The following is a 23264-nucleotide window of genomic DNA, read 5'->3' as shown; positions in this document are numbered from 1 at the left end:
TACCTCGTTTGTTAAAACTGCATATTGGAGCAAAGAGGTTACCACCAATTATTCAAAAAAAAGTAAAGGCACTAGAGCTTCGAAATAATGCGTACAAAGCAGCCTATTTAGAATTTCTTTGTATTTTTGAAAGCGCCAACCAGTTAATAAAATCATTTCCTTTGAATTCAGAATTGCCGATAGTAGTAGTAACTGCGGGAAAACAAAGTGAGGATTGAAAAGAGATGCAAAAGGAGTTTTTAAATCTAACAGGGAAAGCCCAACAGATCCTTGTTGAGGATAGTTGGCACTCTATTCAAGTACATAAACCACGTGCTATTATTGATTCAGTATTGAGTTTATTGCGCCAATTGGGAACGTTAGTTTGAAATAACTTGGAAAAAACCTTATCATATCGTGAAACCATTAGGGAAACGGGGGGGCAAGGTTTGAATCCTTCATTTGAAACTGAACGTTTATTGCTCCGACTTTTTGAATTATCAGACGCAAAATTCGTTCAGGTATTAGCTGGGGATCAGGACGTAGCAAGTACAACTCTCTCCATTCCTCACCCTTATCCGGACGGGGCTGCTGAAGGGTGGATCGAGCGGACGCGCCAAGCTGCAGAAAAAGGCGATATTTTTTCTTTTGCTTTGCTTTCGAAAGAAGATGGTAAGCTCATCGGTTGCATAAGTTTAAGGTTGGCTAAACAATTCAACCATGCTGAACTTGCTTACTGGGTAGGCAAGACATTTTGGGGTCAAGGCTTTGCAACAGAAGCTGCCCGACGGATTATCCAGTTTGGATTCGAGGATTTGGAGTTAAATCGAATTTATGCTGCTGCGATGACAAGAAACCCAGCTTCCTATAAAATTATGAGCAAGATTGGCATGAAACACGAAGGTACTTTTCCACAGCATATAATCAAGGCCGGAAAGTATGAAGACTTAATTTACTTTGGCATGCTCCAAACGGATTATTTGAAAATGGTTTAAAGATATTAACAACAACACTCAGGTTACCGACCAAGTATACCGAATAACTAATCATCGAAGAAGACGCCGGGGAAGATGCCCGGCGTCTTTCTTTTTGAACCCTAATACGAGCGTGCTCTCCGTTAGCCTCAACCTTGTGCCGCTTCCATGTTCATGTAGTTAATGGCCCACAGATGGCCGTCCAAGTCCACGAAGCCCCAATGATACATGAACCCATGATCTTCAGGATCAGCGTGCAATTTCCCGCCCAAGGAGACCGCGGTATTCACGATTTCATCGACCTTTTCCCGGCTTTCGAAGGCCAATGCGATCGTCATCTGCGCATACTTGCTCGTATCGACGGATTCCTTCTCTGTCAGCGTATTAAAGAATGCTTGATTGATCAGCATGACCTGCAGGTTGTCGCCGATCACGATGGCTACCGATTTCTCGTTCTCGGGGAATTGCGGGTTGAGCTCGAATCCGAGTCCGGTGAAGAACGCTTTCGATTGTTCTACGTTTTTTACAGGCAGGTTGAAGCTCGTGAATGTGGACGTTAATGCCATTTTCAAAACACCTCTTCGTCAAATTAGTTTGTGTTCATTTATGCCTTCGTTTATATAGACGACAGCCGATCTGGGAATTCATCGGTCTCATGGATTCGGAAGCGTAAATTTTGAAAAATAACTCGGTATTGAGTTCGGATACCCGCCATTCCCGTAAGGTTGCTTATTCTTATTGTTCAGGGATAATCTGAATATATGACAATTAAAGGGTGGATATCGAGCGACTTTGAATGAGGGAACGTCTTGAAAATAAATGTTAAAACGGAAGTGCGAAAGAAAAAGTTCGAAACCGTCGCCATTTCAGTATTAGGTTAAATGTCTTTTTCATGCTTACATTTCTCCTGTTCTCTTCACTAATCATACGTTTTGCTTATCTACAGTTCGTTGAGAGTCGTCCGAGTCTCTAGGAACCCCAGATAAGCATGTTCATGAAGGGCGTATTCATCCCGTCCATCCGCGGCAATATTTAAGATTCGGCGGGACAGCAGATCGCATATTCGATCTCAACTCAGTCCCTATACTTTACTTTCAAAACAGGCTTTAAGCAAGAAGCGGCGGAGGCGCTGGCTGCAAAACTCGTGCAGCTGTTAACGAAAAAGGCAAAGCGAATTCCAAGCCGTTGACGACTGAGGAAGTTAAAGAAATCAACGCGGATCAATCGGATCCCACGCTTAAGTATTTGGATTCCGAGGAGGTCGGCTACGACGGCATGGAGTTGATGTATCAGAAGGAGATGCGAGGACTTAACGGTTATAAATCCTATCAAATCGACAGCATGAGACGGATCGTCGGCGACATAAAGCTGACCAAGCCGGTCAAGGGGCAGAATCTGTATCTAACGATTAATCGCAAGGTGCAGCTCACCGCGCAGCAAGCCATTCTGCCGGCGAGATCCTGCAGGCTGTTCAGCTCCCTCGATACATTAGTTCAGAGCCTTAAGGAGCAGATTACCACTGATAAGCTGCTCCTTTGCTCATTGAAGTAACGGGCGTAATATTCTGCTGATGCTGGTCCTCTCAGTTAATTATCACTCATTTGTTATTGCTCCTAATTCCAAATTTATGAAATAATCTATGTATAATTGAAAAAAAAAGAGGCGATTGTATGGGCTCACGGTTGATGCATTTAATAATTGGTGAGATGGTTGCTTCCAGCCTTAAAAATATCATAAAAGACAAGAGGGATTTTTTAAAAGGTTCGATAGCACCTGATGCCGCTTTCTCGTTTGAAAGGAAAGTCATTACGCATTATTTTGAAGGAGATGTAAACAAGAGAACCAGGCAGGTAAACTATCAAAGATACATTGATACATACTTATCAGATATAAAAGATGACTACTCATTAGGATATTTAACTCATTTAACTTCCGATAACATGTGGATGGAGTATATCTACTATCCATATGAATTAAGGCAGGAACAAGATTTAGACCCAAACTTTATAAAACGATGGTATTCAGATTTTAGAAAAATGAATGCACAACTGCTTTGTCAATATAATATGGAATATCTAAAAAACTAGTTGGAAATCGGTCCTCTCCCGAGAGAAATAGCTGGTGTAACTCAAGACGACATGCAAAAATTTATTGATGAGATGTATGGAGATTTTGAAATTATAGAAGAAAATAAGGATTGTGAACTTGAAGTATACAAATTTGATGACATTATCGAGTACATAAACTTATCGAAAAATAAGTCTATTGCTGTCATTGAAGAAATTACATATGAATTAATGGGAGAATGTTGAATGGAAAATCCCAAACACATCGTTTCAGTTTCCGCTTTAGCGATGAACGAGAAAAATGAGGTTTTATTACTTAGGACTCACTGGCGTTCGGATACGTGGGAAATGCCAGGGGGGAATGTTGAGGTAGGGGAACCATTGGACGAGGCAATTTGTCGGGAGTTTCTGGAAGAGACTGGCATTGTAATTCGTCCTATTGGGATAACAGGGGTGTATTATAATGCAACGAAGCATGTATTAGCGGTTGTTTTTAAAGCAGATTACGTTAGTGGAGATATAAAAATTCAACCAGAAGAAATTAAAGAAGCTAGGTATATTGAATTGAATGAATCAAATATAGACAAATACATAACTCGCCCGCAGCAAAGATCTCGTACACTCGACGCAATGAAAGCAAAGTGTTTTGTTCCGTATGAAACGTGGGAAGTACATCCAGCATATAACTTATTGTCAAGATTATACAACGAATAAAAACTTGGTTTTGTTGAGCTCTATCGGGAGACGATAGTGCTATTACCAGGGAGCAGATCGCTACTGATAAGCTCCCCAATTTCATTGAAGTAAAGGGCAGCATTCCTACAAGCATGGTTTTGGTTCAGGAGGATGGAATGACTTATTTAAATGCGTTGGTTAATGCACGTTGGGGGGAAGCCAGGAGTGGAAGGGGTCATTAGAGCAGCTCGACCCGTAGAGGCAACAATTTTAAGCGATATTGCTTATAGGTCAAAGGCATTTTGGGGGTATGACCCGGAATACATGCTGCTTGCTAAGAAGGATTTAACTATTACTGAAGAAAACATTCTTGATAATTGGGTATTTGTAATCGAAACTCAGAACACAGTTAAAGGTTTTTACGAGTTAAGGGGAAACTCCAACAATGAGGTTGAATTGTTTTGGTTATTTGTTGATCCAAATTCAATCGGGTCAGGTTACGGGAAAAGTTTAATGAAACACGCTATACAAGTAGCGGTGGATAGCAATTTTAATCACATTATAATAAAGAGTGATCCCAACGCGGTGGGATTTTATAGAGCGTTCGGTGCAGTAATAATTGGGGAATCCTCTTCGACTGTTCGCCCTGATTTGAAGCTCCCAGTATTGAAAATCCATCTAAAGAAGCAGACATTACGTTAACGGGTACGATAGCGCGGCGATGGAACCGATCCATCGCTTATTTGACATACTTCAGGCTGCCGCTCAACTAAAGGACAGTTTAACGCAACACTTGCCTTATTGACTTCGTCTACTGTATGGAACGGAGATAAATCAAACACTGGTAAGATCAATAGGTTATGTGGGATTATTGTTGTCTGTAATGTATTCCAATAGGCATACAAAAACAAACCGTTTCATTCCTCAGAGCAGTTCAGGATCAATGTAATCGGGCGAGAGGAGCGAATCGACCGGGTCCGCGGCTTGCGCTTTTTGGCTATAATGTCTTGTGCGTCCGCTTTTAGCAGTTACCTGAAGATTGAACCTTAGATTAGGCAGATGCATAGTGTGTAGAGAATCGATCATCTAAGGAGTGAATAATCATGGCATTCTTTCCGCTGCCCGGAACACCTACTGAAACACTTTCTCCTCCCCCTTTTTATCCTCCACCATTTCCTTCTACTCCATCTTATTTAGTGGATTGCTACTTTCAATACACTTATATCTGGTTATGGAATGGGGAAAGTTTCTGGTTTTATCCGACTAGTGTCGAGTATGGTGCAGTTTCAGGTTATCGCTGGAATGGCTTGTTCTGGCAATATTACGGGATAGACGAAAGATTGATAAGAGCTGTTTCCTGCCCTCCAATTCCTACTCTGTACTAACCACCCTAAAAATGATAAAAGAGGCTGTCCCAAAAGTAGATAAAACCTACTTGAGGTGACAGCCTCTTTTCATCATTGTACAGGTAACATTCGTGTCTGCGTCCGACTTCGTGGGATATGTCAACTCCATTACGTTAGGGTGAAGTTTATTTGAATCGACCATTGCTAAGGGCTGAAGGAATAATTATTAGTAAGGACGGATTAGCTGTATTAGTACAATGTGATAGCGAAGCTATTAAATTAACTTGGCGTACTTTGGATCAGTTGAAACAAAAACCTTAATACCCTGAAGAAATACTGGATTATATAAGTAAGAAAAGTTGAATCAGTATCGCATATTGTAGTAAAAAAAATTACGATGAAGAATAAATTACTTGCCGCCCGTGGTTGCACTAACGAAGAACGATAGCGTGGAGCTGCCGCATGGACAGCTCCTCTTTGAGTTCATTGAACCAGTTAATTTAACGTTCCATTACCTCTCTTAACAGTTGGATGCTTACTCATTTTTAAATCACCGGTATTCCGTTAGCAATCCAATTTTGAACCATCCTGTCCTTGTATGTGTTCAATCTTATTCGTTAGGAACTGGATTTCTTCGCTTTTTCAGGCTCTATAATTGGAGGTTTAAACCTCCAAAGAATTGAGAGATTACTCGCCTTAAATTGATGCATATATTGATCCCTTCCCGAGATGCCACCTTTCTGAAGTCCGATCAGATGGATATATTTTGTATCATAAAAAAGCAATAATATGTAGGTTAGACCAAGCGCGATAAATCCGACCCATTTCCCAAAATACAGGAGCAGATTAACCAATAATATAAAGATAAACTAACAGTATCACCTGCGTTTGCGCTTTTTCTGGGTGGGACTGATTTAGATGTTGAATATCATTCTTCGCATTTTGATGTTAATGTTAAAACAATCCCTTATGTAGGACCTAACTTTGATGTATGGATTCAATGAGGTTTAGAATAGATAATACCGGAACGGTAGTTGTTCTAGAGTACAAAAACATTAGGGACTATGAATTGCCTCCCAACTGGCAATTCATTATTAAAACTTCGTTCAACTATCGGAAACGATAACACCAGGGAGCAGAGCGGCTCCCTGACTACCATTGAAATAGCGGGCAAGATAGCGTGGTAATCGGCTGAAATAATTGTCACCTCTCTCGAATTGTATTCGGCTTCGAAGTCGGCTAATTCCAACATATATATAAGTTTGTGATATAATTTGTTTTATGAAACCAAATGACCACTCTAACGATATTACAATGACCGATTTCGCTATGATATTCGAGGAACTGACGAGGATTATTATTCGTCTGCCATCCATTGAAAAGCTAAGTTTTACTACTCTTTCTGTCCTTCACACCTTATCGCGCAAAAGCCCTATGCGGTTAACGGAGTTGACGGCCACAGAACAAATTACGCAATCAGCAATAACACAGCTGGTCACCCGTCTGGAACGGGACGGGCTGGTTGAGCGCCGGTCGGATCCGAGTGACGGTCGGGTAGTCCTTGTGCATATCACTCAGGAAGGAGCAAAAATAATTGATTCGCGCCGCTCGGAACGCATAGCGCACCTTTCGAAATTGTTCGAAAGACTTACGCAAGAGGAGAAAATTGCTATTGCAGTTGCAATCCCTGCACTGAGGCATCTTTCTGAAATTGGTAACTACAACATGTAGTCAATGGAATAGGCATGATCCCAAAAGAAATTTCTTTCGAACAAGGCAAGAACAATCTTGCCTTGTTTTTACATTTGGAGATACACCTTGCGACTAACCAGCAAATTATATTAGACATTTATATAAATTAATTATATAATTTCCTCAACTTGTTTTTCTTAAGGAGGAAGTTTCTTCATGGCAAACGCCCCTTTCCCGCTTGAACCCCGGCCAATTTTCGTACCAGATGAGGTACTTGCCGACCTGCGGTACCGGCTTCAATCGACCAGATGGCCCCTTGATGCCGGTAATGAGGATTGGTTTTACGGTGTGAATCGAAATTATCTTGAAGGCTTGGTTGAGGAGTGGATAAACCGTTTCGATTGGCGAAAAGCCGAAAGAGAAATAAACGCCTACGAACATTATCACGTAGACGTTAACGGTGTACCTGTGCACTTTATGCGAAAACCTGGAAAAGGCCCAAGACCAATCCCTTTAATCCTTTCCCATGGCTGGCCGTGGACCTTCTGGCATTGGTCCAAAGTCATCGAACCGCTGGCCGACCCCGCTGCCTTCGGAGGCGACCCAACCGAGGCCTTTGATGTTATCGTACCATCACTCCCGGGATTCGGCTTCTCCTCGCCACTGCCTAATAACCCTGATATGAACTTTTGGAAAATTTCCGATCTGTGGCACACGCTCATGTCGGATATTCTCGGCTATTCTAAATATGCTGCTGCAGGTTGTGATGTCGGGGCGCTCGTAACCGGTCAGCTCGGACATAAGTATCCGGATGAACTCTATGGCATTCATATCGGTTCCGCACAAAAACTGAGTTTGTTTAATGGGGAACGTGCCTGGGATCTCACTGGCGGCCGCCCCCTTCCGGACAATCTGACCGAGAGTATCCGAACCAAAATTTTTGAACTAGACCGTCGATTTGCCTCACATCTTGCTGTTCATACCCTCGACCCCGGCACACTGGCCTACGGTTTGAGCGACTCACCTGTCGGCATGCTAGCGTGGATATTGGAACGCTGGGCCAGATGGAGTAATAACCACGGCAATCTTGAGCATGTTTTTTCAAAGGACGACCTGCTCACGCACGCGACGATCTACTGGGTTACGAACACTATTGAAACATCCATGCGCGTTTACGCCAACAATAACCGTTATCCGTGGACACCCGTACATGACCGCTGGCCAGTTATCGAAGCGCCAACCGGAATCACGTTCGTCGGCTATGAAAATCCGCCGGGCATTACAACTGACGCTCGTGTACAGCATTTTCTGGAGAGCGATCGAGCACCTTGGTACAACCATGTTAACATCACGGCTCATGAACAGGGCGGACATTTCATTCCTTGGGAGATTCCACATGAGTGGGTTGAAGACATGCGCCGCACTTTTCGTGGAACCCGATAATCTAAAGCTCTTTTTAACGGTAATCGTCTCCCCTAATTAAAGAAGTATAATTGCTTATTACCCAATGTGTCTCATCGTCATCCTCGTTAAAAAAACTGACCCGAACGTACTATATTATAGGACGTTCCAGGGGAGATATTAGTTGGTATCTTGAACTAACGGGAGACGTTAGCGGAATAACTAGGGAGCAGATCACCGCGGCAGCTGCTCCCTGGTGTCGTCGAAGTAACGGGCAGATTTGCTAAACAATACATGGATGAGGGAGAATTCATTGATAACGATTAAGAACCATCAAGGTGAATATTTATTTAGAGTTGCAGGGGTATTACGTAGCGGAGATAAGATTCTTTTCCAGAGAAATAAGAAAGGGGATGCTTGGGTCTTACCTGGGGGAAGAGCCGAAGTGAACGAACCAACAGGGAACGTAGTCGTTCGTGAATTTTTGGAGGAGTTAGGGTTTCGAGTCAAAGTCTCACGGCTGTTTGCCATTATTGAAAATTTCAATGCCTATGGGAATGAGTCACTTCACGAATTTGGAATGTATTATGAGGTCGAGTCACTTGATCAATTGCAACATGATTTCATAGAGTTTGAAGGTATTGAAGAAACAGTAAACCTGACGTTTAGGTGGATTAGTATGAGTGAAATCAACCAAGTAAAGCTGTATCCTAAGGCGTTACATCAGCTATTGACCGAAATGCCTGCAGATTTCAGGCACTTAATGAATTTTGATGATTAAACTTATTGGACACGCTAATTGAATCCATAGTCTAAAACCTCCTACTAGAAGCAAACTAGAACTAATTGCTTTCTCATAGGAGGTTTTGGTTAGTATGCGGTACCCTAAGCTACTTGGTTTCAACCGTTCGGACTGCTTAGCTTGTACGTTCCATATTCCGGTTTGCATATGAGGAAACCTATTTACCTACCAACCCTTCGCTCAAACTACGTGAGCCCAAAATGGATAAACGTATTCCTAAGTTTTTGGTGGAAGAAGATATCATTCATCTGAAGATCTCATGTCGAACACATAGAGAAAGAGCGCTACTTGAGTTTCTCTACAGCACAGGCTGTCGTATTGGAGAAGTCGAGAAGTTAAACATTGAGGATCTGAATTGGGAGAACTGCTCTGCCATTGTAAATGGGAAGGGGTACTCGTGCAAAGCCCTATTTGTAACGGATACAAAACCAATTAAGCGCATGGCTATTCCAACACTCAGGTGGGCATTAAAGATCGCCGAGAGATCGAGGCAAATGTATACCCCCATCGCTTTCGTCATACCTACGCTTGCCAACTCCTAGATAACGGAGCCCCGTTAGATTTTATTCAAGGCATGCTAGGACATGAAAAAGCATCCACCACCCAAATATATGCTCAACTGCGTGGTGAACGCCGGAGAACTTTATCGTCGGTTATTTTAGCGTCATTTTGTTTTGGAGTAACGATGAAAGTTCAATTATTAAAAAGGAGACAGAGAGCTTGGGGAGCAAATTGACGCCTAAACAACAAAACCGACAGCAAGAGCATGAAATTATCGACGAGTATCACAAATTGGTAACTGAAGAAGCTCTGGGCCTGCCTTCCGACTTTTACACTTCCTGCTTGCTCAATCGATGGCCATCTATTATTCTAAAAGGGAATCCGGCATAAGGCTTGAATGGAAGCCGGGGTGGAGGGCGGATCATCGATGCTGCGGACTTTAGCGAATGCAATCGGGAACAATGGCGCATTGAAGCGTTTTTTCGTATCCTATCTTATCGTCCTCATGGTTCCTATTCTCATGGGTTCGTACCTGTACACCCATACGGTGAACGTAGTGGAGGATGGTGCGCTTCAGGCCAACTCGTCCATCCTGAAGCAGAATATGGAGATCATAGATCAAAGGCTGGCAGAGATCGATAACATGGTCAACCGCTTCTCCATATTGGCGAACGTGAGAAGCGCAATGACTGTTGGATTGCCGCTCTTGGACGATGATTATTACTTGTTTACGGAATTGAAGAAGGATCTTAGCTCTTACATGACCAATGAATTCATCTTCGATTTTGCGGTTTTCTTGAAAAAGTCGGAGACGCTGATTTCCGTTAGCGGAGGCATATATCACGGCAAGGAAGAGTATGAGCGGTTTATGAAATTCGGACACCTGGGCTACGAGCGCTGGAGTTCATTGATCACTGAACGATTCAAGTCGTTTATGCCGCCGGCCGTTCTTCATTTTGACGGGAGGCAGATTCCGGCGGTTGCTTATACCAGCTCGCTTTATTTGGGGAGCAACGCGGCTCCCGATGGCGCATTCGTTATATATATCGACGAATCGAAGCTATCCTCCATGCTGCACCATGTGACGGGGGATTCAGGCGGCTGGGCCTATATCGTGGATGGCGCCGGACAGGTCATGGCCTCTACGAAGGAAGACCCGCTGCTTGTCCAGCCTGCGGAGATATCCAGGGAGCATGATTATTTTCATAAGCAAATGGATGGGCAAGACATGCTTGTTGCTTATACAACGTCCAATTATAACGGCTGGAAGTACATTTCGGTAACACCCTCGGATTCTGTATTGTCCAAAGCGGTGTTTATCAAGCGAACCACCTGGTATATGACGTTGTTTACTTTGCTGGTGGGTCTTTGCATTGCCGTTTATTTATCTTATCGGAACAGCAAGCCGCTGCAGGAATTGTTCCATTCGTTCAAAACCTACGTGACCCGCGAAGAGGGCAAGGGACAGAACGAATACGAGTTTATGAAGGTCGCTCTGCATGAAATTATCAGCAGCAAGCAGCAGCTGGAGCATATGATGGATGAGCAGCTGCCGCTATTGAAAAATAGCTTCCTCGATAAGCTGCTGCGAGGCGACTTTCATTCCTCAAATGAGATGGAAGCGTTTCAAATCCAAGCCAGACTGCATAACAAGAGAGCAGGCTTTCTTTTGCTAATGGTCAAAATTCGCGGCTACAACGGGATCATTTCGCCGGACTTTTTGAAAGAGCTCCACTTCAGCAAATTCATTGTGAAGAATCTGCTCGGGGATATTCTAGGCAGCGACAACTGGATCCACGACGTTAGCGAAGATACAATTGTAGTCTGGTACGGACTAGCTTCTGCCGATCCGGACGACTTCCGCGAGGAATTGCAGCAAAAGCTGGGTACGCTCGATGAGCTGCTCCGTACTAAATTTGCCATCCATGGCACGATGATCGCAAGTCCTCCTTACGAATCGTTGAACGATAGCTGGAAGGCGTATCAGCAAACGAGACAGACTATAGACTACGTGGAGGAAAGCAGCGGCATCGTCTGGACGCAAGAGCTCGTACCGACGGAAACAAGCTATTACTATCCCATGGAAGTAGAGGTCAAGCTGAATAACACGGTTCTGGCAGGCGAATCGGGCGAGCTGGCTTCCTTGCTTGAGCATATTTATGCTGAGAACCTGCAGAAACGAAAGCTTGCTCCATCCGTCTTGCATCAGCTGCTGCTGGAGTTAAGGGGGACACTGACGAAGATTAGCGGACAAATGCAGATCAAGAATGGGCAAGCGCTTGACGACTGGCCAAGCAAGCTCGTTCAGGCGAAGCACGGGGATTTTGCCGAGACCTACAGCTTGATTTCCAAATACCTGCTGGTACTTTGTGAAGAAGCGAAGCAAAATCGCAATCGACACAACGAAGACACCCTACGGCAGATGTTGGAGTTCATCGAAATCGAATACGGCAATCCAGATCTGTCGTTAACCAGCCTGTCTACGCATATGAAGCTGACCGAGAGCTACATTTCGTACTTTTTCAAGCAGCATTTGCAGATGAATTTCTCAGTCTATTTAGAAAACAAACGGTTGGACAAAGCTTGCGAGCTTCTTGCCCACAGCGGACACTCCATACAGGACATTGCCGCTCAGGTTGGGTACAGCAGCGACAGGGTGTTCCGCCGCGCCTTCAAGCGGGTGAAGGGGATACAGCCAACGCAATATCGGGATTCCTTCAGAGCATAGAGCATAGAGCACAGACCTCCACAAGCGAGGTCTTTTTTTCATACAGAACGTGATCCAACCCTTGATACTGCGTCATCTCTACATGAAAGGTCCGGACATCGCAACTCGTGTCCCCTCCCGGACTTTAGGCGGGACATCGCTTGAGAAACGCCGCAAATCCAAACGAATGCGTGCCGGACAAAAGAACTGTCCGTTTACGTGAAGGCCGGCTGTGCGTCATGATGAATTCACAAGCCAGCTTACGATTGGATTACCCCATTTACCCTATTAGAGAGGAGAGGTCTACACCATGCACGCTACCGCAACGGATACCCCATCTGCTAATCCGCAAAAAGGAAAGGCCGAGTTATCCTGGCTGGGCCGTACCTGGAAGGACATACAGCAGCGGAAAATGCTTTTGCTTATGGTTCTTCCGGGATTGATTTATTTCTTTATTTTTGACTACGTGCCCATGTACGGCATCCTGATCGCCTTCAAGGATTTCAAGATGACCGCGGGCATGAGCTTTCTGGAAAGCATTAACCAGTCGAAGTGGGTCGGCTTCGAGCATTTCCAATCGTTCTTCGAGAATTCCAATTTCATGAGACTTCTCCGCAACACGCTGCTGCTGAGCTTCCTGTCGCTATTATTCGGTTTCCCGATTCCGATCCTGTTCGCGCTGGCGCTGAACGAGGTGCGATGGGCTCTATATAAGCGCTTTGTGCAGACGATCAGCTACTTGCCGCATTTTCTTTCGCTGGTTGCGATTGTTGGCATGATGAAGCTGCTGCTGTCGCCTTCCGGCGGGGCGGTCAACACGCTGCTGCAAGACCTATTTGGCATCGAACCCAAGTATTATTTCGGTGCCGTGGAATGGTTCCGCACGTTGTATATTGGCTCTGGCATTTGGCAGGAAATGGGCTTTGGCGCGATCATTTATTTGGCCGCCATCTCGAAGGTAGATACGCAGTTATATGAATCCGCTGTCATCGACGGCGCGTCCCGCCTCAGGCAAATGTGGCATATTACGCTTCCGGCGCTCAAGACGACGATCGTCGTGCTGCTGATTCTGAACATCTCCCGCTTGGTTGGCGTCGGCGCCGACAAGATCATTCTAATGTACAGCCCGGCGACCTACGAGACGGCGGATGTGTTCTCGACCTACGTCTATCGGCGAGGGCTTGTCGATCTCGATTTTAGCTTCGGGGCCGCGGTAGGCCTGTTCAATTCCGTGGTGAACGTCATCATGCTGGTGACGGCTAATTATTTGTCCAGACGCTTTACGGAGGAGAGTCTGTATTAAGGGGGAGCCATACTTATGGTAAGAGACCGCACGCTATCGTCCAGGCTGCTGGACTGCTTCACACATCTGCTCATGCTTGTGGTCATTCTAGTCGTGATTTTGCCGATCCTTCACATCGTTTCGGTCTCGCTCAGCAGTCCGGACCAGATTGTGCAGGGCCGCATCGGCCTTTGGCCGAAGCAGCTTGATCTGAATGCGTACACGACCATTTTCAGAGAGAAGGTCGTGCCGCGGGCGCTAATGAATTCCGTGCTCATTACGACGCTCGGCACGCTGCTGAATGTGGTCTTGACCACGCTGACTGCTTATGCGATATCCAAGAGAGAGCTTCCGTTCCGGCGTTCGATCGTCGCGTATATTTTGGTGACGATGTTCTTCAGCGGCGGATTGATTCCGACCTTCCTGGTCGTCAAGGCGCTCGGGATGTACAACAGCCTCGGCGCATTGATCGTGCCCACGGCCATTAACGCTTATTATCTCATCATTCTGCATGCCTTCTTCAAAAATTTTCCGCAGGATCTGGAGGAATCCGCCAAGCTGGATGGCTGCACGGACTTCGGCATCTTCCTGCGGATCGTGCTGCCGCTCTCGAAGGCAGGCGTTGCGACAATCGCGCTCTTCTATATCGTTGCGCATTGGAATTCGTTCTTCTCAGCGATGATTTACTTGCAGGACGCCAAGAAGTGGCCGCTGCAATTGGTGCTTCGCGAGATCGTGCTGCAGTCCCAGATGGCGGAGCAATTGGCACAGCTGGGGCAAGCGGCGCTCGCCGACCAAGCCTCCTCCAAGATTACGATCCAGAGCATTCAATATGCGACGCTGGTCGTTTCCATCATTCCCATGGTCATCGTGTACCCGTTCGTACAGAAATATTTTGTCCAAGGCGTGATGATCGGGTCGTTAAAAGGTTAATTTCGCTGCATGCCGCTGGTTGGAACGAGCATGGAGAGGGGGGATGGACTCGGGGAGGCAAGTCGAGGCTGTAATCACAGGGAACAGAGGCGCTGTCTGTCAACGCTTGCAGTTCCCGTGGGCGATGGGCAACGCCCAAGATTGAGAATCACATCCAATATGAAGCCATGGGGGAAGTTACATGAAAAAAACAAAAATAGCATCCGTAGTTAGCATGAGTATGGTCACTACAGCTCTACTATCCGCTTGTATGAGCGGGAATACCGACAGCCCGGCAGCGAATTCCGGGGGCAGCGGGGCCGCAGGCTCTGATTCCAAGCCAAAACTGGATATCTCCTTCGTCTGGCAGGATAGTGTCGTCCCAACCAATGTTCCGACGCTGCGCGACAAGGAGCTGGAGAAGAAGTTCAATGTGAAGCTAAGTCCGCAATACGTGCTGTGGGAGCAAAATACGGATAAATTCAATGTGATGTTCGCCAGCGGACAATATCCGGAGCTATTGATGAACTTCAACGCCGGTTCAGCGAACCAGCAGATGAAGAAGTGGGGCCAGAACGGGTATCTGCTCAATCTCAAGGATCATTTGGACAAAATACCGAACTACCGCAAGCTGTTCTCCAACGAGGAATGGGAGATCATGCTGAAATACGTCACAACGGAAGACGGCAAAATGTTCTACCTGCCCGGCCAGAATCTGGTCAAGATGCAGCGCGACTGGATTTACCGCAAGGACGTGTTCGAGAAGGAGGGGCTCAAGCCGCCGGCCACCATGGATGAACTGTACCAGACTTTGAAGACATTGAAGGCGAAATTTCCGGACTCCGTTCCCATGTCGAACCGCTGGGCCGTGGACGGTCTGGTGGCTGGCTTCAAGCAAGCGTATCGGACGCATACTGACTTCTGGAGAAATCCGGAGAACAACCAGATCGAATACGGTCCGGCGTCGAACAATTATCGAGACATGCTCGTCTTCCTGAACAAGCTCTACAAGGAAGGCTTGATTGAGAAAGAATTCGCGACGATCACGGGTCCGCAATGGGAAGAGAAGAATTTTACAGGCAAATCGCTGATCGAATATTCGTACGGTACCCGTATCTCCTATTTCGAGGATAAGAATAAAGCGGTGGCCGGCACCGATTGGGAGCTTGCGCCACAGCTGATTCGCGGCTACAGCGATAAGCCGGCGCTGGCGGAGAAGGAGCTGCCGTTCTATATCTCGGGTGCGATGGCGATTACATCGGCAGCCAAGGGCGAGAAGCTCGACAAGGTTCTGGAAATGATCAACTGGATCTGCAGCCCGGAAGGCATTCGATTCATGGAAGCGGGGCTGGAAGGGCAGCAGCATGAGCTGGTGAACGGCAAGCCGAAGCTGAAGCCAGGTTTCACTGAGGTAAGCACAATGCTTAAGGAAACCGGCTTCCACTTCTCGCTCGGACGCGAGACGGGATGGGCGGAGAAGACGGCCGGCGATCAAATCAACGATAAAATCCTGTCTATGTTCGGGGGTGAGCCGTCAGCTCCATTCGTCTTCTTCACATTCAAGGAAGAGGATGAGAAGGTAAGACAAAGTCTTTATACCGGCCTGAACGATAAGCGTCTCGAGTTTTCGCAGAAAGCGATCATGGGCGCGGTGGATCCTTCGAAGGACGATGTATGGAGCAAGTACCTTCAGGACTTGGAGAAGGCGGGTCTCAGCAAGCTGACGGAAATTCACAAAAATTCGGCAAAATAAGGAGCATGACATGATTGTCCAATTACGCTGGCAGGATGGCGGCCAGATAGAAACCATAACCAAGCTGAACGATGTAGAGCGAGAGCTGATCAGTACGATTCAAGGCGCTGCAGTCTACGACTTGGATGCGGGCGGCTCCGCAGGAGCAGGCGGTGAAGCCGCCTGGTTCCGAGCGGAATGGGCTGCCGAGCTGCCGGAGAACGCGGGTACGGGCGAAAGCGAGTACATACTTCTCGACTTCGGCATGACGCCCAATATACGGAAGCTGACGTTGTATTTAGACGGCGTAGAAATCGGCAAAACCCGCTGCTCGAGCGTGGATACGCAATTCGTCGTTCCTGCCGCATGGCTGCGAGGTAACCCTGTACACTCACTGCTGCTTGTCGTGAATGAAGGCGTTACGGTGAACATGTGGCTGAAGGGAAAGGGACGAACGCCCTATCAGCCGCCTGGCTATACGACGCTGCTTGCCGAGCTGCCCGGATCGATGGAGCTGCGTCCGCTCGAAGGGCTGGGCAGCCTGCTGCGGGTCGAGGTCACAGGCGGTGAGCTGCGCCTGGCCTTCACTAACGGCTGGGAAGGACGTTTAACGCTTTTCTGCGAAGGCGTGTTCCGCTTCACGGCGTTTCGTCCAGACGAGAAGGAGCCGCCGCTCATCGATAGCATGGTGCTGGATGAGCTGGATCGCAATCTGACGAGCATGCAGCAGCCGCATATGGAGGAAGGAGCGGAGGAGCTGAGCTTCGCATGGAATGGGTTGCAAATCCGACTGAACAAGGAGCCTTTCGAGCTGTCGGTGTTTCACGAGGACAACGGTGAGTTGCTCTTTCGGCATACGCCGGAAGGGATGAGCAGCTCACCGCTCACCGGCATGTCCATCGAGCTGTCGGAGGATGAGCAGATATTTGGCCTCGGCGAGAACGCTACGCCTACGATTGCGAAGCGCGGCCAGCGGGAAGAGATGTGGGTCGCCCACGATTTTGTTCATTGCGACGTTCCGGTGCCGTTCTACATCAGCACCAAGGGCTACGGCTTGTACTTCAATAACTCGTATCATTCGATCTTTGACATGGGCGGGCTTGTCCCGGACCGGGCGCTTCTATGGGCGGCGGGAGGTGGGCTCGATTATTTCTTCATCCATGGCCCCGCACCTAAAGCTATTGTTGCTGGATACAGCAGCATCACCGGCAAGGCCAAGCTGCCGCCGCGCTGGGCCTTCGGCTTCTGGCAGTCAAGGACGGGTGCTGATTCGGCGGACGCCGTGCTGGCGAAGGCGGATCGGTTCAAGCAGGAAGGGCTGCCGCTGGATGTGATCGGGATCGATCCGCCATGGATGGAGGACTTCACCGAATTCAAGTGGAATTCGTCCAACTTTCCTGAGCCGCAGGACTTTGTCCGCCGCCTCAAGGAACGCCAGCTCCGCCTGATCCTGTGGTCCTCTCCCTTCGTCAATCCAACCTGCGGCAACTTCGAGGAAGGAGCGGCGAACGGGCATTTCTTCCGGGACGAGAACGGGAGCTTCAAGCCAATCTGCTGGTGGAAGGGCTACGACTCGGGCTTGGTAGACTTCACGTCGCCGGAAGCGGTGACGTGGTGGCGCAGTCAATTACTCCCGCTGCTCGAGCTGGGCGTAGACGGCTTGAAGATCGATGGCGGCGACGGCTCCGAGGTGCCTTCCGACCTCTACAGCGCGGAAGGGCGCACGGGGAGCGAGCTGCACAACTTGTACCCGCTGTACTTTGCGAAGGCGATCTACGGCATCTTCCAGGAGGCGCGTCCGAATGAACGGGTATTGGTGTGGGAGCGGACCGGCTTTGCCGGCAGCGGCAAATATCCTTGCACCTGGGGCGGCGATCAGCTGGCTGACTACTCCGGCACGCGGGTGCTGATCAAGGCGGGGCAGGCGGCGGGACTCGTCGGCATTCCGTTCTGGTCGCAGGACGTTGGCGGCTTCTGCACCAGCCCGGACAGCTCGGAGAGCTTCTTCATCCGCTCGTACCAATGGGGCCTGCTGTCGCCTCTCTCCCGGGCGCATGGCGACCGGACGGAGCCGTGGGCTTACGGCGACCGCGCTTTCCGCATCGTCAAGGAATATATCAAGCTTCGTTACCGGCTTTTGCCTTATTTATATAGTCTGGCCTATGGCGCGGTTCTGAGCGGTGTGCCGATGATGCGGCCTCTCTTCTACGAATTCCCGGAAGACACCGCAACGTACGGCTGCGACTATCAGTACATGCTGGGAGACGGCTTGCTAGTGGCACCCATAGTAGAGGAGACCGAAGTGGAGGATTTGTCGGCGACGCGGGAGATTTACTTGCCTTCCGGCGAGTGGATCGACTACTGGACAGAGCAACGATGGGAAGGCGGACGTACATATTCATATGACGCGGCTATCGACAAGCTGCCTTTGTTCGTAAAATCTGGTACGCTGCTGCCAATGGCCCCGCCTATTCTGAATACGACGGACTATGATGGCAAAGAGCTGTTCCTCCACTATTACCCTGATGCGGAGGGAACAGAAGCCATCGCGTCTCATTATCTCGATGATGGCGTGTCACTAGACTACCGCACGGGGGCGTATGATTGCATCGAATTTTCCGCACAGCATCAGGCTGGAGGGATCGTCCTTTGCATCCGTACGGCGGCTAGCGGCTACAGTGCTCCGGGCAGTTTGATCAGGGCTATGTTGATCGTGCACGCGGGAGCTGGCCAGGAGCCTGTCCAATTTCCGTTCGAGTATTCGATAGGGGCGGATGAGGAAAGAAGCTTTACGCTTCACCGTTCGTAGCAGGACCGGAATTTCATTAGCATAACACGTATCGCACATGAAACTTGGCGGGAGGTCAAGCGATGTCCAAGACGAAACAGCGATTCGCAAGCAGATTCGCCTTATGGACCATGGTCAGCTTGTTATTATCTCAGCTTTTTATGATACAAAGCTTCGCGGCCGGGAAACCGGAGCCTAAGCATGATAAAGACAAGACGGTCATCGTTCACAAGAAAATATATGTGTCTCCCTCCGGCTCCAATAGGACAGGGGACGGGTCGGAGAATGCCCCGTTCCAAACGATCGACAGAGCTCGCGATGAGATCAGAGCATTCTATCGGGGAACGTCGCATGCCGCTCCAACCATAGCGGGAGATATTATCGTTTACTTGCGTGGAGGCGTCTATACGCTGAATGAGTCGCTCACCTTCGGTCCCGAGGATTCGGGCCGCCACGGGTATAACGTGATCTATCAGGCGTATCCAGGGGAGAAGCCTGTGATCAGCGGGGGACAGCGCGTTACTGGCTGGCAGACCGTATCCGATGGCGTATATAAAGCGCCGGTAGGAGATCTGCAGTTCCGTCAGCTGTACATTAACGACACACGCGGCATCAGAGCCCGCACACCTAACGCAGGCGGCTACTATCGATTAAAGTCCTACAATAACAGCAGCAAGACGATTCAAGTGAATGTGTACGAAGCGAATGGTTTGAGCGGGGGGGCGGGCACGCCTGAGATGATCATCCAGACACACTGGGCGGACCGCCATATGATCGTCGATTCGTTCACCGCGAACGACACTACAGCGTCTATCGTGACCCGAGAGCCCGAGCGAAGTCAGGTGATCGGCAATGAAGCGCCGTTAAGCGAAGCCAACCAATCGTACCATTTTGAGAATAAGCTGATCTTTCTGGATGCGCCGGGAGAATGGTTCCTGGATACGGACCACCGGGAGCTTTACTACAAGCCTCGTCCTGGCGAAAATCTCTCGACGGCACAAGTGATTGCGCCGAAGCTGGAAGCCTTGGTCAAGCTGGAGGGCACGCTCGATCAACCGGTGCACCACATTCAGTTCCAAGGCATCAGTTTCGAACATTCCAACTGGCTGAAGCCGAATCAAGGCTACGCAGGCACACAGGCGACCTATTATCCCGTAGGCGATGTCTGGTATGGAGGGAAGCTTCCTGGCGCTGTGCAGCTGGAGGCAGCGGGAAATATCCGCTTCGAGCGGAACACGTTCAGGCATTTGGGAGCAACCGGCCTGGAGCTTGTCGCCGGCAATTTTGACAACGCTATCGAAGGTAATGTATTTACCGATATATCCGGCAACGGGATCGCGGTAGCGAGCAGGATCAGTACGGTGAAGGCGCCGCCTTCGGATCCTCGTACCGTAGACAGACGAACGTCGATTCGCAACAATTACTTGTCTCAGGTCGGACAGGACTATTACGGTGCCGTGGGTATTTTTGGCGGATACGTGGAGGAAATGGCGGTCGAGCACAACGAGCTGACCGATATGCCTTATTCCGGTATTTCCATGGGCTGGGGCTTTACGACGAATACGACCGCGCTTAAAAACAATACGATCCGGTACAACCGTATCTCCCATGTCATGAAGCTGCTTGATGACGGGGGCGGCATCTATACGTTATCGTACCAGCCGGGCACCCGGATCACAGACAACTACATTCATGACGTGCTTCGTTCTCCATGGACGACGATGAATCAGCCGCCGGAGAAGGAATGGTGGAAGAACCTCGGGATCTATCTGGACCAGAACAGCTCGGGGATGACGGTGATGAATAATGTCATTCTGAACTCGGAGCGGGATATCAAGACGAACGTGGCCCCTTACGGGACCAGCACGTTCATCCGCAACCACAATGACCTGCAGTATGTGAAGCTCATGGCAGGGCTCGAGCCCGCCTATCGGGATATTCGGCTGACCGTGCCGACCGATCCGCCGCCTCGGCTACCGGATCAAACGCCACCGGTGCTGCTGAGCGCCGTGACGGATGAGACGGGCAAGGAGCTTACATTGAAGTTCAGCGAACCGCTCGAATCGGTATCCGATTCAGGCGTACTCGATGCGTCGAAGTTCATCTTGAACGGAACGTCGGCCTCCGTCGCTTCGGCTGTCATGGACTATGCGGACGTGAAGAACGCAACGGTGAAGCTCATGCTTACCCGGACTGCGGGTTATGGCAAAATCGTGACGCTGACGCTGGCGGACGGAGCGGTAAGAGATGTTGCGTTAAATAACATCGCAGCCGTTACCGGCTACAGCTTGACGAACAACACGCTCATTCCTTACTTCATGAAGCTGACCATGGAGGGCTCTACCGTGCTGCGGACAGGTCATTCCGCCCGAATTGGGGTAGCGCTTACGACGCGGGACGGACAGCCGGTTGACCTGTCGCAGGCAACCTCTGTGACCTACAGCTCCGCCGATAGCAGCATCGCGGCTGTCCATAGCAGCAGCGGCGTGGTGACCGGCGCCCGGGCGGGTCAAACCAAAATTAACGTGCATGTCAACATCGACGACATCGATGTTCACACAAGCGTGGATATCTTCGTGATCTCCGCAGCTGAGCCTAGGCCCGCGCTGATCAACATTGCCAAGAATAAGCCCGTCCAGGCGACGAGCCAATTCAGCGATGCCTTCAGCGCTAGCAAGGTGAACGACGGCGATATTCAGACAGCGTGGGTAACCGGCGCCATAGCATCCTTGACGCTTGATCTGCTGGAGCAAGTGGAGCTTTACAAGCCGCAGCGCATTGAAGTGGTGACGCGGCAGGATGCCGACCAAGGCAGCACGCGGAGAAACTTCGAGGTTCAAGGCTCCAATGACATCAAATTTGCCACGTATGAGGTGCTAGGCAGCCAAGGCGCCGACACGCTGGAATACAAATCCACCTGGAGCGTCGATGTATCTGCTAAGCCGCTATACCGGTATATCCGCTTCGTCAAATCGGCGAACTATGCGGCGGTTGCCGAGCTGAGAGTTCTGGCGGCGCCGCTCCAATCGCTGGAGGAGGTCGCCAATACGGCAGTGATTGCCGGAGATGGCGAGCTGCAGATCTTATGGGATGAACCTGCTGATGCGGATGTTACCGAAGTCAAGATTTACAATGGCGACCCCGAAGCGGATGCTGCACTTTTGCAATCGGTGCCCAAAGGGGTCGGAACCGCAGTGATAGACGGACTGACGAACGGAATACGATACGCCTTCACGTTCAAGACCGTGAATTCGCAAGGCAAGGAATCGTTCGGGCGCAAGGTTACAGGTACGCCTGGCACGCTTACGAACCTTGCTGCGGGCAAACCGGCGACAGCCACCGATGCTTACAGCAGCACCTATGATGCAAGCAAGGCCAATGACGGCCAGCTGTCTACGGCTTGGGTATCCAGGACTGCGGCTTCTTGGACAGTAGATCTGGGACAGCAATATCGCAATCATGTCATTCGCGGGATTGAAGTGATCACCCGGCAGGATGCCGATCAAGCAAGCACGCGGAGTCACTTTGAAATCCAGGCGTCTAATGATCCCTCCTTTGCCACGCATATTGTGTTAGGCATTCAAGGGGCTGAGGTGCTGCCTTACAAAGCGGCTTGGTCTGCCGAAGTGGCGGGCACAAATGCGTACAGATACGTGCGGTTTGTCAAGCCAATTGGCTATGCCGCCGTTGCTGAGTTGAAGGTGCTGGGGGCGCTTGTGCAGGCTCCGGAAGAGGTTACTCATGCGTCGACTTACACGCAAGACAAAGAGCTGATTCTTGTATGGGATGCGCCTGTGTCGGCGCAATGGACTGAGATTCGCATATATAACGGCGATACGCTGGTGAAGTCCGTACCCGCAGGAGCGGGGAAAGCCCACTTGACCGGATTAACCAATAACGCCCCGTATACCTTCATGATCCGAACCGTCGGTCGACTGGGCAATGAATCTGCCGGGGTTAGCGTGACAGGAACGCCGAAGGTGTTAACCAACGCGGCTCTAGGCAAGCCGGCGACGGCAACGGATATTTACAGCGCGGCTTACGACGCTAGCAAGGCGAATGACAATAGCGTAGCCACTGCCTGGATTTCCAAGGGCACGGCTTCCTGGACGACAGATCTGGGGACAGCGTATTCGATCCGCAAGCTGGAAGTCGTGACGAGGCAGGATGCGGATCTGGCAAGCACGCGCCGCCATTTCGAGATCCGCGCGTCCAATGACCCGAGCTTCGCCACCTATACGGTACTCGGAAGCCAAGGGGATGAAGCGCTGCCCTTCAAGGCAACATGGTCCGCTTATGTGCTCGATGCCACGGCTTACCGCTATGTGCGGTTCGTGAAGCCGCTGAATTACGCTTCGGTCGCGGAGCTTCGGGTGTTAACGGAATAAATCCAAGATAAAGTCGACC

General features: G+C 49.3%; 20 protein-coding genes. 19 read left to right on the top strand and 1 reads right to left on the bottom strand.

Annotated elements, in window-relative coordinates; all coding sequences use genetic code 11:
- The first annotated feature begins 8 nt into the window (after nucleotides 1-8).
- Nucleotides 9-218, top strand: coding sequence for a hypothetical protein (locus QMO62_RS30995; RefSeq protein ID WP_284646316.1), 210 nt, complete (start codon nucleotides 9-11; stop codon nucleotides 216-218).
- A gap of 210 nt (nucleotides 219-428) precedes the next feature.
- Complete coding sequence (locus QMO62_RS30990) at nucleotides 429-974, top strand: GNAT family N-acetyltransferase (protein ID WP_284646315.1); 546 nt, start codon at nucleotides 429-431, stop codon at nucleotides 972-974.
- Nucleotides 975-1102: 128 nt separating this feature from the next.
- Here the strand turns inward: QMO62_RS30990 and QMO62_RS30985 are convergent, their stop codons facing one another.
- Nucleotides 1103-1519 carry a VOC family protein gene (locus QMO62_RS30985; protein WP_284646313.1) on the bottom strand — a complete coding sequence of 139 codons (417 nt, stop codon included), beginning with the start codon at nucleotides 1517-1519 and terminating at the stop codon, nucleotides 1103-1105.
- A 619-nt stretch (nucleotides 1520-2138) separates the two neighbouring features.
- Here QMO62_RS30985 and QMO62_RS30980 point away from each other — a divergent pair.
- The 17 genes from QMO62_RS30980 (at nucleotide 2139) to QMO62_RS30900 (ending at nucleotide 23245) form a co-directional block, all read left to right on the top strand.
- Entirely contained in the window at nucleotides 2139-2504 is a 366-nt protein-coding gene (locus tag QMO62_RS30980; RefSeq protein WP_284646312.1) for a hypothetical protein, read from the top strand.
- A 119-nt stretch (nucleotides 2505-2623) separates the two neighbouring features.
- Nucleotides 2624-3040: a hypothetical protein gene (locus tag QMO62_RS30975; RefSeq protein WP_284646311.1), complete on the top strand. Its 417-nt coding sequence runs from the start codon at nucleotides 2624-2626 to the stop codon at nucleotides 3038-3040.
- Nucleotides 3041-3265, top strand: a complete 225-nt coding sequence (locus tag QMO62_RS30970; protein WP_284646310.1) for a hypothetical protein — start codon at nucleotides 3041-3043, stop codon at nucleotides 3263-3265.
- Nucleotides 3266-3733, top strand: coding sequence for an NUDIX hydrolase (locus tag QMO62_RS30965; RefSeq protein ID WP_284646306.1), 468 nt, complete (start codon nucleotides 3266-3268; stop codon nucleotides 3731-3733).
- Between the two features lie 186 nt (nucleotides 3734-3919).
- Entirely contained in the window at nucleotides 3920-4396 is a 477-nt protein-coding gene (locus tag QMO62_RS30960) for a GNAT family N-acetyltransferase (protein WP_284646305.1), read from the top strand.
- A 401-nt stretch (nucleotides 4397-4797) separates the two neighbouring features.
- Entirely contained in the window at nucleotides 4798-5079 is a 282-nt protein-coding gene (locus QMO62_RS30955; protein WP_284646304.1) for a transporter, read from the top strand.
- Between the two features lie 1275 nt (nucleotides 5080-6354).
- Nucleotides 6355-6771, top strand: coding sequence for a MarR family winged helix-turn-helix transcriptional regulator (locus QMO62_RS30950; RefSeq protein ID WP_284646303.1), 417 nt, complete (start codon nucleotides 6355-6357; stop codon nucleotides 6769-6771).
- A gap of 177 nt (nucleotides 6772-6948) precedes the next feature.
- Nucleotides 6949-8175: an epoxide hydrolase family protein gene (locus QMO62_RS30945; protein ID WP_284646302.1), complete on the top strand. Its 1227-nt coding sequence runs from the start codon at nucleotides 6949-6951 to the stop codon at nucleotides 8173-8175.
- Between the two features lie 271 nt (nucleotides 8176-8446).
- Nucleotides 8447-8914 (top strand): NUDIX hydrolase, encoded by a 468-nt coding sequence (locus QMO62_RS30940; RefSeq protein ID WP_284646301.1) that lies wholly within the window; start codon nucleotides 8447-8449, stop codon nucleotides 8912-8914.
- 221 nt (nucleotides 8915-9135) lie between these two features.
- Nucleotides 9136-9477, top strand: a complete 342-nt coding sequence (locus tag QMO62_RS30935) for a tyrosine-type recombinase/integrase (protein WP_284646300.1) — start codon at nucleotides 9136-9138, stop codon at nucleotides 9475-9477.
- Nucleotides 9396-9671 (top strand): tyrosine-type recombinase/integrase, encoded by a 276-nt coding sequence (locus QMO62_RS30930; protein ID WP_284646299.1) that lies wholly within the window; start codon nucleotides 9396-9398, stop codon nucleotides 9669-9671. The genes QMO62_RS30935 and QMO62_RS30930 overlap by 82 nt, the downstream gene beginning before the upstream one ends.
- Nucleotides 9672-9863: 192 nt before the next feature.
- Nucleotides 9864-12164, top strand: a complete 2301-nt coding sequence (locus tag QMO62_RS30925) for a helix-turn-helix domain-containing protein (RefSeq protein WP_284646298.1) — start codon at nucleotides 9864-9866, stop codon at nucleotides 12162-12164.
- Between the two features lie 289 nt (nucleotides 12165-12453).
- On the top strand, nucleotides 12454-13446 hold the full coding sequence (locus tag QMO62_RS30920; RefSeq protein ID WP_284646297.1) for an ABC transporter permease: 993 nt from the start codon (nucleotides 12454-12456) through the stop codon (nucleotides 13444-13446).
- 15 nt (nucleotides 13447-13461) lie between these two features.
- Entirely contained in the window at nucleotides 13462-14358 is an 897-nt protein-coding gene (locus tag QMO62_RS30915) for a carbohydrate ABC transporter permease (RefSeq protein ID WP_284646295.1), read from the top strand.
- 181 nt (nucleotides 14359-14539) lie between these two features.
- Nucleotides 14540-16090 carry an extracellular solute-binding protein gene (locus tag QMO62_RS30910; protein ID WP_284646294.1) on the top strand — a complete coding sequence of 517 codons (1551 nt, stop codon included), beginning with the start codon at nucleotides 14540-14542 and terminating at the stop codon, nucleotides 16088-16090.
- Between the two features lie 10 nt (nucleotides 16091-16100).
- Nucleotides 16101-18878 (top strand): glycoside hydrolase family 31 protein, encoded by a 2778-nt coding sequence (locus QMO62_RS30905; RefSeq protein ID WP_284646293.1) that lies wholly within the window; start codon nucleotides 16101-16103, stop codon nucleotides 18876-18878.
- Nucleotides 18879-18940: 62 nt separating this feature from the next.
- Nucleotides 18941-23245 (top strand): discoidin domain-containing protein, encoded by a 4305-nt coding sequence (locus QMO62_RS30900; protein ID WP_284646291.1) that lies wholly within the window; start codon nucleotides 18941-18943, stop codon nucleotides 23243-23245.
- The last annotated feature ends 19 nt before the right edge of the window (nucleotides 23246-23264 follow it).

It is taken from the genome of Paenibacillus silviterrae (assembly GCF_030167925.1).
GTDB classification, from domain to species: Bacteria; Bacillota; Bacilli; order Paenibacillales; family NBRC-103111; genus Paenibacillus_G; species Paenibacillus_G silviterrae.
This window is presented reverse-complemented; position numbering and strand designations above follow the sequence as displayed.

What these genes read in the sequence shown, in the direction of transcription:
- QMO62_RS30975 (WP_284646311.1), top strand. Translation starts at nt 2,624, where the DNA reads ATGGGCTCACGGTTGATGCATTTAATAATTGGTGAGATGGTTGCTTCC.
- QMO62_RS30945 (WP_284646302.1), top strand. Translation starts at nt 6,949, where the DNA reads ATGGCAAACGCCCCTTTCCCGCTTGAACCCCGGCCAATTTTCGTACCA.
- QMO62_RS30955 (WP_284646304.1), top strand. Translation starts at nt 4,798, where the DNA reads ATGGCATTCTTTCCGCTGCCCGGAACACCTACTGAAACACTTTCTCCT.
- QMO62_RS30920 (WP_284646297.1), top strand. Translation starts at nt 12,454, where the DNA reads ATGCACGCTACCGCAACGGATACCCCATCTGCTAATCCGCAAAAAGGA.
- QMO62_RS30925 (WP_284646298.1), top strand. Translation starts at nt 9,864, where the DNA reads ATGCTGCGGACTTTAGCGAATGCAATCGGGAACAATGGCGCATTGAAG.
- QMO62_RS30910 (WP_284646294.1), top strand. Translation starts at nt 14,540, where the DNA reads ATGAAAAAAACAAAAATAGCATCCGTAGTTAGCATGAGTATGGTCACT.
- QMO62_RS30985 (WP_284646313.1), bottom strand. Translation starts at nt 1,519, where the DNA reads ATGGCATTAACGTCCACATTCACGAGCTTCAACCTGCCTGTAAAAAAC.
- QMO62_RS30915 (WP_284646295.1), top strand. Translation starts at nt 13,462, where the DNA reads ATGGTAAGAGACCGCACGCTATCGTCCAGGCTGCTGGACTGCTTCACA.
- QMO62_RS30950 (WP_284646303.1), top strand. Translation starts at nt 6,355, where the DNA reads ATGACCGATTTCGCTATGATATTCGAGGAACTGACGAGGATTATTATT.
- QMO62_RS30905 (WP_284646293.1), top strand. Translation starts at nt 16,101, where the DNA reads ATGATTGTCCAATTACGCTGGCAGGATGGCGGCCAGATAGAAACCATA.
- QMO62_RS30900 (WP_284646291.1), top strand. Translation starts at nt 18,941, where the DNA reads ATGTCCAAGACGAAACAGCGATTCGCAAGCAGATTCGCCTTATGGACC.
- QMO62_RS30935 (WP_284646300.1), top strand. Translation starts at nt 9,136, where the DNA reads ATGGATAAACGTATTCCTAAGTTTTTGGTGGAAGAAGATATCATTCAT.
- QMO62_RS30965 (WP_284646306.1), top strand. Translation starts at nt 3,266, where the DNA reads ATGGAAAATCCCAAACACATCGTTTCAGTTTCCGCTTTAGCGATGAAC.